Origin of the sequence: Amycolatopsis alba DSM 44262 (genome assembly GCF_000384215.1) — a bacterium.
Lineage (GTDB): Bacteria > Actinomycetota > Actinomycetes > Mycobacteriales > Pseudonocardiaceae > Amycolatopsis > Amycolatopsis alba.
In genome coordinates this window covers 694,552-706,769 of the sequence record NZ_KB913032.1, presented here as the reverse complement: position 1 = coordinate 706,769, position 12,218 = coordinate 694,552, and the positions used below count along the sequence as shown (strand labels likewise).

At 70.4% G+C, this 12,218-nt stretch carries 16 protein-coding genes; 10 read left to right on the top strand and 6 right to left on the bottom strand.

Going from position 1 to position 12,218, the window contains the following annotated elements; translation table 11 throughout:
- The first annotated feature begins 179 nt into the window (after positions 1-179).
- The 4 genes from AMYAL_RS0103145 to AMYAL_RS0103130 all read left to right on the top strand — a co-directional run bounded on the left by AMYAL_RS0103145 (position 180) and on the right by AMYAL_RS0103130 (position 1,909).
- Positions 180-386: a hypothetical protein gene (locus AMYAL_RS0103145; RefSeq protein ID WP_020629848.1), complete on the top strand. Its 207-nt coding sequence runs from the start codon at positions 180-182 to the stop codon at positions 384-386.
- A gap of 83 nt (positions 387-469) precedes the next feature.
- A complete protein-coding gene (locus AMYAL_RS0103140) occupies positions 470-913 on the top strand; it encodes an ATP-binding protein (protein ID WP_039795195.1) in 444 nt (147 codons plus the stop codon).
- Between the two features lie 32 nt (positions 914-945).
- Complete coding sequence (locus AMYAL_RS45555; RefSeq protein ID WP_020629846.1) at positions 946-1,122, top strand: CsbD family protein; 177 nt, start codon at positions 946-948, stop codon at positions 1,120-1,122.
- Positions 1,123-1,249: 127 nt separating this feature from the next.
- Entirely contained in the window at positions 1,250-1,909 is a 660-nt protein-coding gene (locus AMYAL_RS0103130) for a pentapeptide repeat-containing protein (protein WP_020629845.1), read from the top strand.
- A 7-nt stretch (positions 1,910-1,916) separates the two neighbouring features.
- Here the strand turns inward: AMYAL_RS0103130 and AMYAL_RS0103125 are convergent, their stop codons facing one another.
- Entirely contained in the window at positions 1,917-2,252 is a 336-nt protein-coding gene (locus AMYAL_RS0103125) for a cupin domain-containing protein (protein ID WP_020629844.1), read from the bottom strand.
- A 71-nt stretch (positions 2,253-2,323) separates the two neighbouring features.
- Between AMYAL_RS0103125 and AMYAL_RS0103120 the strand changes: the two genes are divergently transcribed.
- Both AMYAL_RS0103120 and AMYAL_RS0103115 read left to right on the top strand, forming a co-directional pair.
- Complete coding sequence (locus AMYAL_RS0103120; protein WP_020629843.1) at positions 2,324-3,268, top strand: GlxA family transcriptional regulator; 945 nt, start codon at positions 2,324-2,326, stop codon at positions 3,266-3,268.
- A gap of 45 nt (positions 3,269-3,313) precedes the next feature.
- A complete protein-coding gene (locus AMYAL_RS0103115) occupies positions 3,314-3,661 on the top strand; it encodes a helix-turn-helix domain-containing protein (protein WP_020629842.1) in 348 nt (115 codons plus the stop codon).
- Here AMYAL_RS0103115 and AMYAL_RS0103110 read toward each other — a convergent pair.
- Both AMYAL_RS0103110 and AMYAL_RS0103105 read right to left on the bottom strand, forming a co-directional pair.
- Entirely contained in the window at positions 3,658-4,248 is a 591-nt protein-coding gene (locus AMYAL_RS0103110; protein WP_020629841.1) for a ClpP family protease, read from the bottom strand. The two genes, AMYAL_RS0103115 and AMYAL_RS0103110, sit on opposite strands and share 4 nt — an antisense overlap.
- Complete coding sequence (locus AMYAL_RS0103105; protein WP_020629840.1) at positions 4,245-4,871, bottom strand: ClpP family protease; 627 nt, start codon at positions 4,869-4,871, stop codon at positions 4,245-4,247. Before AMYAL_RS0103105 ends, AMYAL_RS0103110 begins: the two co-directional genes overlap by 4 nt.
- A gap of 148 nt (positions 4,872-5,019) precedes the next feature.
- Between AMYAL_RS0103105 and AMYAL_RS0103100 the strand changes: the two genes are divergently transcribed.
- Positions 5,020-6,582 carry a PucR family transcriptional regulator gene (locus tag AMYAL_RS0103100; protein ID WP_020629839.1) on the top strand — a complete coding sequence of 521 codons (1,563 nt, stop codon included), beginning with the start codon at positions 5,020-5,022 and terminating at the stop codon, positions 6,580-6,582.
- On the opposite strand, the gene AMYAL_RS0103095 is transcribed toward AMYAL_RS0103100, so the two are convergent.
- Genes AMYAL_RS0103095 through AMYAL_RS0103085 form a run of 3 tightly spaced genes read right to left on the bottom strand, consistent with a single transcriptional unit; the run spans position 6,570 to position 9,168 of the window.
- Entirely contained in the window at positions 6,570-7,439 is an 870-nt protein-coding gene (locus tag AMYAL_RS0103095; protein WP_020629838.1) for a polysaccharide deacetylase family protein, read from the bottom strand. The genes AMYAL_RS0103100 and AMYAL_RS0103095 overlap by 13 nt on opposite strands.
- The gene (locus tag AMYAL_RS0103090; RefSeq protein WP_020629837.1) at positions 7,436-8,557 is read right to left on the bottom strand and encodes an oxidoreductase; all 1,122 of its coding nucleotides are present in this window, start codon (positions 8,555-8,557) and stop codon (positions 7,436-7,438) included. Before AMYAL_RS0103090 ends, AMYAL_RS0103095 begins: the two co-directional genes overlap by 4 nt.
- Positions 8,554-9,168 carry a DUF1989 domain-containing protein gene (locus tag AMYAL_RS0103085; RefSeq protein ID WP_026466695.1) on the bottom strand — a complete coding sequence of 205 codons (615 nt, stop codon included), beginning with the start codon at positions 9,166-9,168 and terminating at the stop codon, positions 8,554-8,556. The genes AMYAL_RS0103090 and AMYAL_RS0103085 overlap by 4 nt, the downstream gene beginning before the upstream one ends.
- A 417-nt stretch (positions 9,169-9,585) precedes the next feature.
- Here AMYAL_RS0103085 and AMYAL_RS0103080 point away from each other — a divergent pair, with 417 nt between their 5' ends.
- The 3 genes from AMYAL_RS0103080 (at position 9,586) to fahA (ending at position 12,214) form a co-directional block, all read left to right on the top strand.
- A complete protein-coding gene (locus AMYAL_RS0103080; RefSeq protein WP_020629835.1) occupies positions 9,586-10,119 on the top strand; it encodes a MarR family winged helix-turn-helix transcriptional regulator in 534 nt (177 codons plus the stop codon).
- Between the two features lie 80 nt (positions 10,120-10,199).
- The gene (locus AMYAL_RS0103075; RefSeq protein WP_020629834.1) at positions 10,200-11,042 is read left to right on the top strand and encodes a hypothetical protein; all 843 of its coding nucleotides are present in this window, start codon (positions 10,200-10,202) and stop codon (positions 11,040-11,042) included.
- Positions 11,039-12,214 carry a fumarylacetoacetase gene (fahA, locus tag AMYAL_RS0103070; RefSeq protein ID WP_020629833.1) on the top strand — a complete coding sequence of 392 codons (1,176 nt, stop codon included), beginning with the start codon at positions 11,039-11,041 and terminating at the stop codon, positions 12,212-12,214. The genes AMYAL_RS0103075 and fahA overlap by 4 nt, the downstream gene beginning before the upstream one ends.
- Positions 12,215-12,218: the final 4 nt, after the last annotated feature.

The window sequence follows — 12,218 nt, the reverse complement described above, 5'->3', positions numbered from 1 at the left end:
AAACTCGATTAATCCATTCTGTCGGCCGATCGAAATATGCGCCGTTGCGAATTCCCGGAACCGGAGCCCTCATGAAGCGCGGAATCGGGTCCGGGCAAACCGGAGAACGCGGAACAAGTACCGTCGTATGCTGAACAGGGTCGAAAAGATGTATAACGACCTGTACCCGGAGGCGAAGGATGACAGCCGAAATCGAGCGGTCGGCGCACGCCTACTGTCCCGCCTGCAACCCGGACCCCGGCATGGGTGAACCGGTCACCGCGCTCTGCGGGGCCACCCATCCCTTCTGGGGCCGTCGTGAGCGGCCGGTGAACAATTGCCCGGCGTGCGAGGCCGTCGTCACGGAATCGGTCTACCCCTGTGGTCACACGGGTGGCGAACGGTGACGGGTTGATCGTCAAGGTTCGCGGCGTTCGGGGCACTGGATCCACGCGAGCCCGTGACGGCCGCCGAGCACATGGAGGTCCCCGTGCCCACCGATCAGGTCACGCCCGTCGGAATCCTGGCGCTGGACGTGGGAGACGACCTGGGCGAACTGGCCCGCGTCCGCGCCTGGGCACGTGCGGAACTGCGTGACCTCCCCGAAGCGGTCCTCATGGACACGATCCTGATGCTGGACGAACTGCTGTCCAACGCCCTGCGGTACGGGACGCCGCCGCGGCAGGTGCGCTTGCTGCGGCGGCGTGGCCGCCTGCGCGTCGAGGTCGACGACTCCGGCACGGCGCCCGCCACCCCGCGTCCGCCTTCGGAGACCGGCGGCCGGGGGCTCGCCCTCATCGCCGCCTGCGCGACGGCGTGGGGCCAGGAGCATCACGACGATGGCAAGACCGTGTGGGCGGAACTCGACGTTTCCGGTTCAAACGTGTCAGGTGCCACAGCGGATACGGCGTTTTCGGGGCGCGGCACCGGGTAACCGGAGGCGACGGACAAAGAACGGAGGCCCCGATGAACGACAAAGCCGAGAACAAGATCGACGAGCTCAAGGGCAAGGCCAAGGAAGCAGTCGGGAACGCCACGGACAATGAGCAGTGGCAGGCCGAAGGCAAGGCCGAGCAAGGCAAGGCCAACGTCAAGCAGGCAGGCGAGAAGATCAAGGACGCCGTGAAGGGCGTCCGGGACTGACCTCGCCGCGAGCCCCGGAGTCGACGGTGGAGGATTTGGGACGTTCAACGTCCGAAATCCTCCACCGTCACACCTCCATCCAGCACGAAGACGCCGACACGAGACCCCCTGCGGTAGCGTCCGGCCCATGGAGTTCCGGGATTTCGACGGCATCAAGGTGCGGCGCCCCTTGGTCGAGCGAGAAGACCTCGACGCCGAACCGGCCGTGCTCGATGGCGATTTCGATTTCGACTCCGTCCATCTCGACGGCGGTGATCAGGACGGCGTCCGCGGCGGCGGGGAGATCGCGCGTTCCCTGGTCTCGGACGTGAGTCTGGCGAACGCCCGGCTCGACAGGCTGACGCTGTCCGATGTGGTCCTCGAAGGCGTCGACCTGTCCAACGCGGCCATCCGCGAACTCTCGGCACGACGCGTCGAGATTCTCCGCTGCCGGGCGATCGGGCTGGGCGTGTCGATCGCGTCCGCCTCCGATCTGTACGTCGAGAACGCGCGGTTCGACTACGCGTCGGTGGCGGTCGAGCGGGTGAAGGGTTCGGCCGTGTTCTCCGGATGTTCCTTCCGGGAGACGGTGTTCTCCGGCGACCTTTCCCGTCTGACCTTTGTGGACTGTGACTTCGCGGACGCGGAATTCGTGGCGACCGCCGCGGTCGACTGCGATCTGCGCGGCTCGCGGCTGTCCGGTGTCCGGGGCCTGCTCACCTTGCGCGGCGCGAAGATCACCAGTGAGCAGGCCGTCTCCGTCGCGGGAATCCTCGCGGCCGAGAGCGGACTGTCGGTCGTCGGCTGACCCGGCGTCAGCCTTCGGGATAGAAGACGAACAAGGTGCATCCGGTCGCCGACGCGGGCACGTGCCACGAACCGGCCGGGGCGTGCAGGAACGTTCCGGCCGGATAGTCCCGCGCACCGTCGTTGAACGTGCCGGAGACGACGTACACCTCCTCGGAGCCCGGTTCGTGGACGTCGCGGTGCGGCCACGAGGTGCCGGGATCCATCTCCAGGACGTTGGCGTGCGCGCCGTCCGCGCCTGTCCACAGTGGACGAAGCCGGATTCCGGGGAACAGCTCGCGAACGGGGGATTCCTTGACTGACACGGAAGTGTAGCCCTCTTGGCTGAGGATCTCGGGGTGCATGACCTCATGGTGCCGCGATCGTCGCGCCGTCGGACAGTGTCCAGGAAGACATCATGGGGTACTTTCCTGCCATGCATCGCGTGATGGCCTTGGTGCGGCCGGTCCAGTCGACGTTCGAGCTCGGGATCGCCGCCGAGGTCTTCGGCACGGTGCGGGCGGGAGTGCCGCGGCACTACGAATTCGACGTCTGCACGGAGAAACCCGGCCAGGTCCCGACCACGGCCGGGTACGCGATGTCCGTGACACGGGGCCTGTCCGCGCTGGCGGACGCGGACACCGTGCTCATCCCCGGCTGGTCCCCGGTGGAAGCCGCCTTGTCGGCACCCGTGCGCCGGGCGCTCCTCCGCGCGCACGCCAGGGGAGCGAGACTCGCCACGATCTGTTCCGGCGTCTTCGCGCTGGCCCGCACCGGGCTGCTCGACGGAAGGTCGGCGACGACGCACTGGGCGCGGGCCGCTCGGCTGCGAGCGGAATTCCCCCGGATCACCGTGGAACCGGACCTGCTCTACGTGGATCACGGCGACGTCGCCACGAGCGCCGGGGCCGGCGCGGGGATCGACCTCTGCCTGCACCTGGTCCGGCGCGATCACGGAGCCGCGTACGCCGCTCTCGTCGCCCGGCACATGGTGATGCCGCCGCACCGCGACGGCGGTCAGGCGCAGTTCGTGCCGGCGCCTCCGCCCGAGGACGAGCTGGACGGGCTCCTCGAATGGGCGGGCGAACGCCTCGGGACGCCGCTTTCGGTGGGCGATCTGGCCTCGCACCTCAACGTCTCGCCCCGCACGCTGGCCCGGCGCTTCGCCGATCGGCTCGGCACGACGCCGGGGACGTGGCTGCTGACCCGCCGGGTGACCGAGGCGCGCACCCTCCTGGAGGAGACCCGGCTGCCGGTGGAGGTGATCGCGACCCGCGTCGGCCTCAGGTCGGCCGTCAACCTCCGTCGCCGCTTCCGCGATCAGGTCGGTACGACACCGGGCGCGTACCGACGCGCGTTCCGGGGCTCGGTTTCGCCTTGAGCGGAACGGCGCACGCGGATCCCGGCCCGCTGTCACGATGATCGTATGGCGGACATCCTTCCTTTCCAGCAGAAGCGCGCTTCCACCCCGGACAGCGGGCCCGAGCCGCTGTGGCGTGACGTGCTGGGCCAGAGCCTGCGCGCGGCGAGGGAGGAACAAGGTGGCCGTCTCGTCGACGTCGCGGAGCGCGCCGGGATCTCGCCGCAGTACCTTTCGGAGATCGAACGCGGCCGCAAGGAGCCGTCCAGCGAGATGATCGCCGCGGTCACCGGCGCGCTCGGGATCGACCTGGCGGATCTCCTGTTCGGCATCGCGGGCACGGTCCGGCGGGGCGGCAGCACGGGCTTCGCGGTCGGCCGCCGCCCGGCGGGCCCCTTGGTGATGGCCGCCTAGCCCCGGCTGTCGAGCACGCGGTCCGCGAGCCCGTACGCGACGGCGCCCGCCGCGTCGAACACGCGGTCCCGGTCGGTGTCGTGCCGCAGATCCGAGACGGCGCGGCCGGTGTGCGAAGACAGGATCTCTTCCAGTTGCGTCCGCACTCGCACGACCTCGTCGGCCTGGAGGATGAGGTCCGGGATGGTGCCGCGGCCCTGCGCCGCGGGCTGGTGCAGCACCACGCGGGTGTGGGGCAGCACGAACCGGTGCCCGGCTTCGCCCGCGGCCAGCAGGATCGCGCCCGCCGCGACGGCCTGGCCGACGCAGGTCGTCGCGACCGGTGCCTTGATGAAGCGCATGGTGTCGTACAGCGCGAGCATCGCCGACGGGTCGCCGCCCTCGGTGTTGATGTAGAGGTTGATCTCCTGCTCCGGGTTGTCCGCTTCCAGGTAGAGCAGCTGGGTGATCAGCGCGTTCGCCACGCCGGAGTCGATCGCGGTCCCGAGGTAGATGATCCGCTCCGACAGCAGATGCGAGTAGACGTCCATGATCCGCTCGCCGGCGGGACTGCGGGAGATGACGTTGGGGATGGTGTAGGTGCTCATGCGCCGGCACCCCTTTCCGAGCCGAGGCCGAGTTTGTGGGTGCGGACGGGGACGACCTGGTCGAGGCTTTCGACGATGTGGTCGATGAAGCCGTATTCACGCGCCTGCCCGGTGGTGAACCAGCGGTCGTGGAGGGAATCGGCGAAGATCCGGTCGATCGGCTGCCCGGTGTCGTCGGAGATGAGGCCGAGCACCGTGTCCCGCGTGTAGCGCAGATCGTCCGCCTGCACCTCCACCTCGACGGCCGAGCCGCCGATGCCCGCCGAACCCTGGTGCATCAGGATCCGCGCGTGCGGCAGCGCGAACCGTTTGCCCGGTGTGCCCGCGGACAGCAGGAACTGCCCGGCGCTGCACGCCAGCCCCAGCGCGAGTGTGGCGACGTCGCACGGCACGAGCCGCATCACGTCGCGGATGGCCAGCATCGACGGGACCGAGCCGCCCGGCGAGTGGATCCACAACGCGATGTCCTTGCGGGGATCCTCGCTCGCCAGTGACAGCAGCTGAGTGGTGAGCACCGTGCCGTTGTCGTCGTCGAGCGCGCCGTCGAGGACCAGCACGCGCTGGCTGAAGAACCGTTCCCTGAGCCGTTGGTCGAAGAGTGGCTGCTTCTCGTAGTCGGTCATGCCCCGACCATGCCGCCGGGGCTCCGCCGTCCGCCTGTTTCTCTGCTGTGAGCGGATCAGCCCACAGCAGGACGTCCGGCCGGGACCCCGCCACGGCGAATGGCCGTTCATCCATAAAGGACGCATCCGGCTGGATATATTCACAGTCATGCTGACCTTGACGGCGCTGGTCGCGGATCCGGATCTCGAACTGCGGGTGGTCGTCCCCGGCCGCGACGGGGCGCTGGACGGCCCGGTGCTGTGGGTGCACAACACCGAGCTGCCCGATCCAGGGCCGTACGTGCGCGAGCACGAGGTCGTGCTGACCAACGGCCTGTGGCTGGACCGCACCGATCCGGCGGACTTCGTCACGCGAGTGGTCCGCGCGGGAGCGGCCGGGATCATCTTCGGGCTGCGCGTGGAACAACGGGACACACCTGGAGCGCTCGCCGAGGCATGCCGGGAAGCCGGGTTGCCGCTACTGGAGATCTCGATCGCGGTGCCGTTCACGGCGGTCACCCGCGCGGCGGCGGCGATCCAGGCCGCGGACCGGCAGAACGCCCTGATGTCCTTGGTGCGCCGAGGGGACGAGCTGACTTCGGCGCTGTCGAGGGGCGCGGGCGCTTCCGGCGTGCTGGAGATCCTCCGCCGCGAGCACGAGCTGCCGCTGGCGGTCGTCGACCGGATGGGCCGGGAGCTGGCCTCCGCCGGTGCCGGACTGGACGCCGGGCAGGCGCGCGCCGCGGCGGAGGCCCTGGCCGGGCATCCACCGCCGCTGGAAGCGGATCTCGGCGCGGGGACGCGGGCGGCGCTGTTCCCGGTCGGCGCGCTCGGTGACGCGGACGCCGCGCTGCTCTGCCTGCGTCCCGTGGCCGGGCTGACGCGGGAGGAACGGGACGCCCTGGAGCAGACCGCCCGGTATCTCAGCCTGGAAGTCGCCCGGCATCAGGCGGTGCAGGCCATCGAGATGCGGTTCGCCGTCGAACTGCTGGACATGGTGCTCTCCGGCGCGCAGCGCGTCGCGGAGGTACCCGGCAGGCTGCGCGCCTTCGGGGTCGACCCGGACGGGCCCCTGTCCGTGATCGCGCTCGCGTTCGCGGGCGAAGACGCCACCGCGACCCCGCCGGGAATGGCGGAGGCCGTGACGGATTTCCTGCTGGCGGACGGGCTGCCCGCGGTCGTGGCGGCGGGCAGCCGGGACGTCGTGGCGGTGCTGCCGTTCCGGTCCGGAAGGCAGTCGCCCGCCGCGTTCGCGCCCCGGCTGGCGGCGGCCGTCTCACACCGGCTGTCCGGCGGGCGGGTGGTCGTCGGGCTGGCCGATCCCGTATCCGGCGCGGCAGGCTTGCGCGAGCCGTTGTCGCGCAGCCGCGAAGCCTGCCGAGTGCTCCGCGGCAGGCGTGGCGGACCGGTGGCGGCGAGTTTCGCCGAACTCGGCAGCTACCGGCTCTTGCTGGAGTCGCACGACGAGCAGTGGCGGCACACGTTCGCCGACGCCCTGCTCGGCCCGCTGCGCGAGCACGACCGCGTCCGCGACGGTGACCTGGAGACGACCCTGCGGGCGTTCCTCGACCACGACGGCCAGTGGGCGGCCACCGCCGCGGCGCTGTTCGTGCACGTCAACACGCTGCGCAACCGGCTGGCCAAGGTCACCGAGCTGACCGGCCGCGACGTCGGGCGGACCGCGGACCGGGTCGACCTCTTCCTGGCGCTCGAAGCCGCTCAGTCCGGATAGACCGCCGGATCGGCTTCGAGGCGCCGCAAGGGTTCCGCGGGCAAGGCCGGGTCGGCCAGCGCCGCGGCGGCCACGTCCCGGCACCGGGCGAAGCGGACGTCACCGAGGCCGAGCCCGAACTCGATGAGCGCGCGCACCGCCTCCAGCCGTCCCGGCCTGCCCGACAGGAACGGGTGCAGGCACAGGTTGAACAGGCAGCGATACCGGCGCATCGCGTCCAGTTCCGCGCGCCACATCTCCAGCACCCGGACCGGCGAGGTGATCACCGAACCGATCTGCGGCGACGGAAGGAACGCGTACTGCTCCCAGTCGTCGAGCGACCAGTGCACCGGCAGCTCGGCGATCCGGCCCGCCCCGGTCTCGATCAGGTACGGCCGGTCGTCGGCCATCAGCGACGAGTCGTAGCTCAGCCCGTGTCCGGCCACCAGCGCCGGAGTGTCCCAAGTGGACTCCCAGCCCGCCGCGCGATGCCCGCTGATCTCGATGCCCTGACTCGCGAAGACCGCCATGCCCCGTTCGAAATCGGCTCGCTGTTCGGCGGCGGTCATCGTGGTCGGCGGCCGGTGGCTGTAGGAGTGGTGGGCCACCTCGTGCCCCCGTTCCACGATCGTGGCGGCCAGGCCGGGCCGCTGTTCGGCGACCCAGCCCGGTACGAAGAACGTCGCGGGCACGGCCAGTTCGTCGAGCAGGCCGAGGATGCGCGGCACCCCGACCTTCGGGCCGTACGCCTGATGGGACATGGTCGACAGGTGGTCCGCGTACCCCCTGCCGTGCGCGAGGATCGGGGACTCCGCGTCCACGTCGAAGGTCAGGGTCGCCACCGCGGCCGCGCCGCCGTGCCAGCTTGTTTCGGTCACGCTTGCCGACTCTCCCGCCAGCGGCGCGCGTTCGCCACCGTGACCGTCGGGGAGACCATCGCCCGGTCGAACTCTTGCAGGGGTTCCGACGCGGCGACACGGGCGGGGAGATCGGGATTGGCCAGCGCGCCGTGCCCGATCGAAAGCACGTCGGCGTGCCCGCCGGTGAGGACCTCGTGTGCCTGGGCGAGGTCGTGCATCCCGCCGTTGGCGATCACCGGCAGCCCGGTGACCTTCCGGGCGAGGGCGGTGATGGTTTCGCCGTCGGACAGCTTCGCCGTTTCGAGCCAGTTCCGGCCCTCGCTGGCGATGTGGAGGTAGCCCGCGCCCGCCTCGGCGACCGCCGCGAAGATCACTTCGGCGTCGTCACGGCCGCCGGGCCAGCGATAGGTGAAGTCGTTGACTTTCGTCTGCGACAGCCGCACACCGGTCACCAGATCCGGCACGGCTTCGGCGACGGCGGTCACGACGCGGGCGGTCAGCCTGATCCGGCCGTCGACCGATCCGCCGTAGGAGTCGGTGCGCCGGTTGGTGTAGTCGGTGAGGAACTGGTCGAGCAGGTACCCGTTGGCCGCGTGCACCTCGACACCGTCGAAGCCGGCCTGCCGGGCACGCCGGGCCGCCGCCGCGAAACCCTCGACGACGTCGTCGATCTCGGCGGTGGTCAGCGCACGGGGTTCGGCCCACGGCCCGGAACCGCCGTACGCGGGCATCTTCTCCCCGCGCGGCTGGACGGCCGAAGGCCCGACGGTGTGGTCCCGGTGCGGATTCCCCTGGGAGATCGCCCCGGCGTGCATGAGCTGGGCGATCATCCGCCCGCCCGCCGCGCGTACTCCGGCGGTGACGACGCGCCAGCCCGCGACGTGCTCGTCCCGTGCGAGACCCGGCTGGTTGAAGTAGCCCTGGCTGGCCGCGGTGTCGGGATAGATGCCCTCGCTGAGCACGAGCCCGAAGCCGCCGCGGGCGTATTCGGTGTAGTAGTCGGCCATCTCGCCGGTCGGCGTGCCGTCGGGCGCGGCCGAGACGCGGGTCATGGGGGCGACGGCGTAGCGGTTGCGCAGCGCGAGACCGCCGAGGGTGGTCGGGGCCAGCGCGGGGTGTTCGACGGTGGTGGTCATGATCGTGTTCCTCCGTTGCGGACGGTTTCGATGGCGAGCGGGGAGAGTCCGGCGTCGCTGATGGGCACGAGATCCTGCGGGCAGGCGGAGACCACGACGACGCAGTCCTGTTCGGCCCGCAGGGTCACCGCGTCGCCGGGCCGTGAGGACGCGGTCAGCCAGCTGAACCGGCCGCCCGCTCCGATCGGGACGCGCATGAAGACGTTGATCGGCTGCGGGGTCGGACCCGTGAAGGTCAGGCCGGCTTCGTCCAGCGCCTCGCGCAGGTTCGCGGCGCAGGACCGGTGACCCGGCGCCCCCAGCGCGGCGTACCGGGCCGGGTCGCAGGCCGGGATGAGCATGTCGTGCTCGCCGGGGGAGGTGTCGCCGACCAGGGTCAGGATCGGGCGGCGCCGGTCGGTCACGAAGGACTCGCCGACAGCGGGGAACAGCTTGTCGACGCCGGCGCGGGTGTGCGCCGCGCTGTGGTGCTCGGCCAGTTCGGTCCCGCCGTCGGTGAACGCGAACACGTCGCCGACCTGGCCGCCTTCGACGTCGACCACCCGGACCAGATCGCCTGCCGCCACTCGCACGGCCTTCGCCGTGCCTGGTGGTACTTCCGTTCTGCTCATGCCTTCAGCAAACCGGTTCGGGGGCCCGGAGTGCCATGGAGGAAGGTCCAAGATCGTGCGGTTTGGATGGAGGAATCTCCAGCTTGGGGAAATATTGAGGGGTAAGTCAAACGTGTCCTGGCGGGCGGCGGGTCTGTGAAGGCATCCTTTGCGTCAAGCCCTGCCGGGTTCTGGTGCCCTCGGCCGCGCTTCGGTATGTCTCAAAGGGGGCCTTCAGGACGGTGAACGTCCCAAAGGGGGCCTTCAAGACACGGCGCCCGAGTCGCCCGATCCCAGGTTGCGCCTACTGTGGCATTGGGGACACTCAACGTCCCCAATGCCACATTCGGCGCACACCCCAACGACACGACACGTCTGCCTTACCCCTCAATAGTTTCGACTTTGACCATTTTCGAGACGTCGGGTTAGTGTTCGGCGATGGAAGACGTGGACGCGGCGGGGCTGGACTTCTGGTCGTTCGTGGCGCTGGCGAACCGGCGGCTCGCGCAGGAGTACGGCTTCCGGCATCAGTTGGCGACCGAGGTGCTGCTGACCCTCAACCGTGCCTCGGACCTGGTGACCTACGACCTCGAAGCCGCGGTGCACCGGCCGCGCGGCCGTTCGTGGTCGGCGTTCCGGCTGCTGTTCGTGGTCTGGCTCGCCGGACCGCTCGAACCGACGAGCGCGGCCCGGCTGACCGGGATGAGCCGGGCGGCGGTGTCGAACCTGGTCAAGACGCTGGTCGCGGAGGGGATGCTCCACCGGGTCCCGGACGAGCGGGACGGCCGTTCGGTGCAGCTGTCGCTGACCGAGGCCGGGCACGAGGAGATGGTCTCGGTCTTCCGCGAGCACAACGAACGCGAATTCGGCTGGACGAACGCACTGACCGAGACCGAACAGCGGATCCTCGTGATGCTGCTGGGCAAACTGATCACGAGCCGGGCCGAGTTCGGTCCCCGAAGCCGCAAGTAGGCCTTCCCGTCACCCGGAAGACCGGACTACGCTGCCCGATAGGTAGTAAAAGTATGAACTAAATCGGCGAGGAGGAGACCATGGTGGACGTCGGACGGATTCCCGCGCTCTTCGCCGGGTTGTGCGACGACGCCGCGGTGTTCCCGCCGGGGCTGGCCCCGCTGCCGGACGCCGTCGCGGCGCACGACGAGCACGTCTCCGCCTGGTACGCCGCCCTCGTCGGGCCGCTCGTGGTCGCCGCCACCGCGCTCGGCGAACTCGCCGGAGTGCTGGGCGACCGCGAGACCCCGCTGCCGATCGCGGTGACCCTGCCCGGTGGTCCCGCCCAGCTCGATGGCGTGCTCGCGGCCGTCGCCGGGCTGCCGGTGGAACTCGACGCGCTCGAGATCGCCGTCCCGGACGGGACGGTGCCGGACGAGCTGCGCGCCGCGATTTCCGCCGCCACCGCGCCGGTCTACGTCGAGATCCCGCGTGACGACCGGCGCCTCCCGTTGCTGACCGCCCTTTCCGGCACCGGCCACCACGCGAAGTTCCGCACCGGCGGCGTCCGGGCCGAGCTGTACCCGGACGAAGCCGAACTCGCGGCCGCGGTCCGGGCGGCCGTCGAGGCGGGCGTTCCGTTCAAGGCCACCGCCGGGCTGCATCACGCGGTCCGCAACACCGATCCGGCCACCGGCTTCGAACAGCACGGGTTCCTGAACCTGATGCTCGCCACCGACGCCGCCCTCGCCGGTGGTGACGCCGAAGCCGTTCTCGCCGAACGAGACGGCGCCGTCCTCGCCGGGCGGCTGCGGGCACTGGAGCCGGATCGCGCCGCCGCGGTCCGCGCGGGTTTCACGTCGTTCGGCACCTGCAGCATCACCGACCCCCTGACCGAACTGGCCGGACTCGGCCTGCTCGAGGCGCCCCGAGGAGAGGCATGACCACGATCGACATCCCCGCAGGCTCCCTGTTCGGGATCGACAACCTGCCGTACGGCGTGTTCTCCGTCGACGGCGATTCCCCGCGCGTCGGCGTGCGCGTCGGGGACTCCGTCCTGGACCTGGCCGCGGCGCTCGGCGACGACGTCTTCGCCGCGCCGTCGCTGAATCCGTTCATGGCGCAGGGATACGACCGCTGGGTGGCGGTCCGGGCGCGGATCCGTGACCTGGTCTCCGGTGAGCTGCCCGACGGCGCGGTCCATCCCGTCGCGCGGGCGACCCTGCACCTGCCGATCGAGGTCGCGGACTACGTCGACTTCTACGCCTCCGAGCACCACGCCTCGAACGTCGGCAGGCTGTTCCGCCCGGACGCGGAACCGTTGCTGCCCAACTGGAAGCACCTCCCGGTCGGCTACCACGGACGCTCCGGCACGGTCCTGGTCTCCGGTACGGACATCGTGCGCCCGAGCGGCCAGCGCAAGACCCCGGCCGACGCCTCGCCGGTGTACGGGCCGAGCACACGGCTGGACATCGAAGCGGAGATGGGTTTCGTCGTCGGCACCGGAACGCCGCTGAACACCCCGATCTCCCCGGATTCCTTCTCCCGGCACGTTTTCGGCGCGGTCCTGCTCAACGATTGGTCGGCCCGCGACATCCAGGCGTGGGAATACGTTCCGCTGGGCCCGCATCTCGGCAAGAGCTTCGCGACCTCGATCTCCCCTTGGGTGGTACCGATCCTGGCACTGGAGGCCGCGCGGATCCCGCTGCCCGGCCAGCTGGATCCGGTGCCGCTGCCGTATCTGCGGGAGAGCGAACCGTGGGGTCTCGACATCGACCTGGTCATCGAATGGAACGGTGACGAGGTCAGCCGCCCGCCCTTCCGCGAGATGTACTGGTCGCCCGCCCAGATGCTCGCGCACCTGACGGTCAACGGCGCCTCGTCACGCACGGGAGACCTGTACGGCTCCGGGACGATCTCCGGACCGGAGAAGCACCAGCGCGGCGCGTTCCTCGAATTGTCCTGGGGCGGCAAGGAACCGCTCACGGTCAAAGGGGAGGAGCGCACCTTCCTGCTGGACGGCGACGAGGTCGTGATCACCGGAACCGCGCCCGGCGCGAACGGCTCGCGGATCGGATTTGGCGAGGTCCGCGGCCGCGTGCTGCCCGCGAAGTGACCGG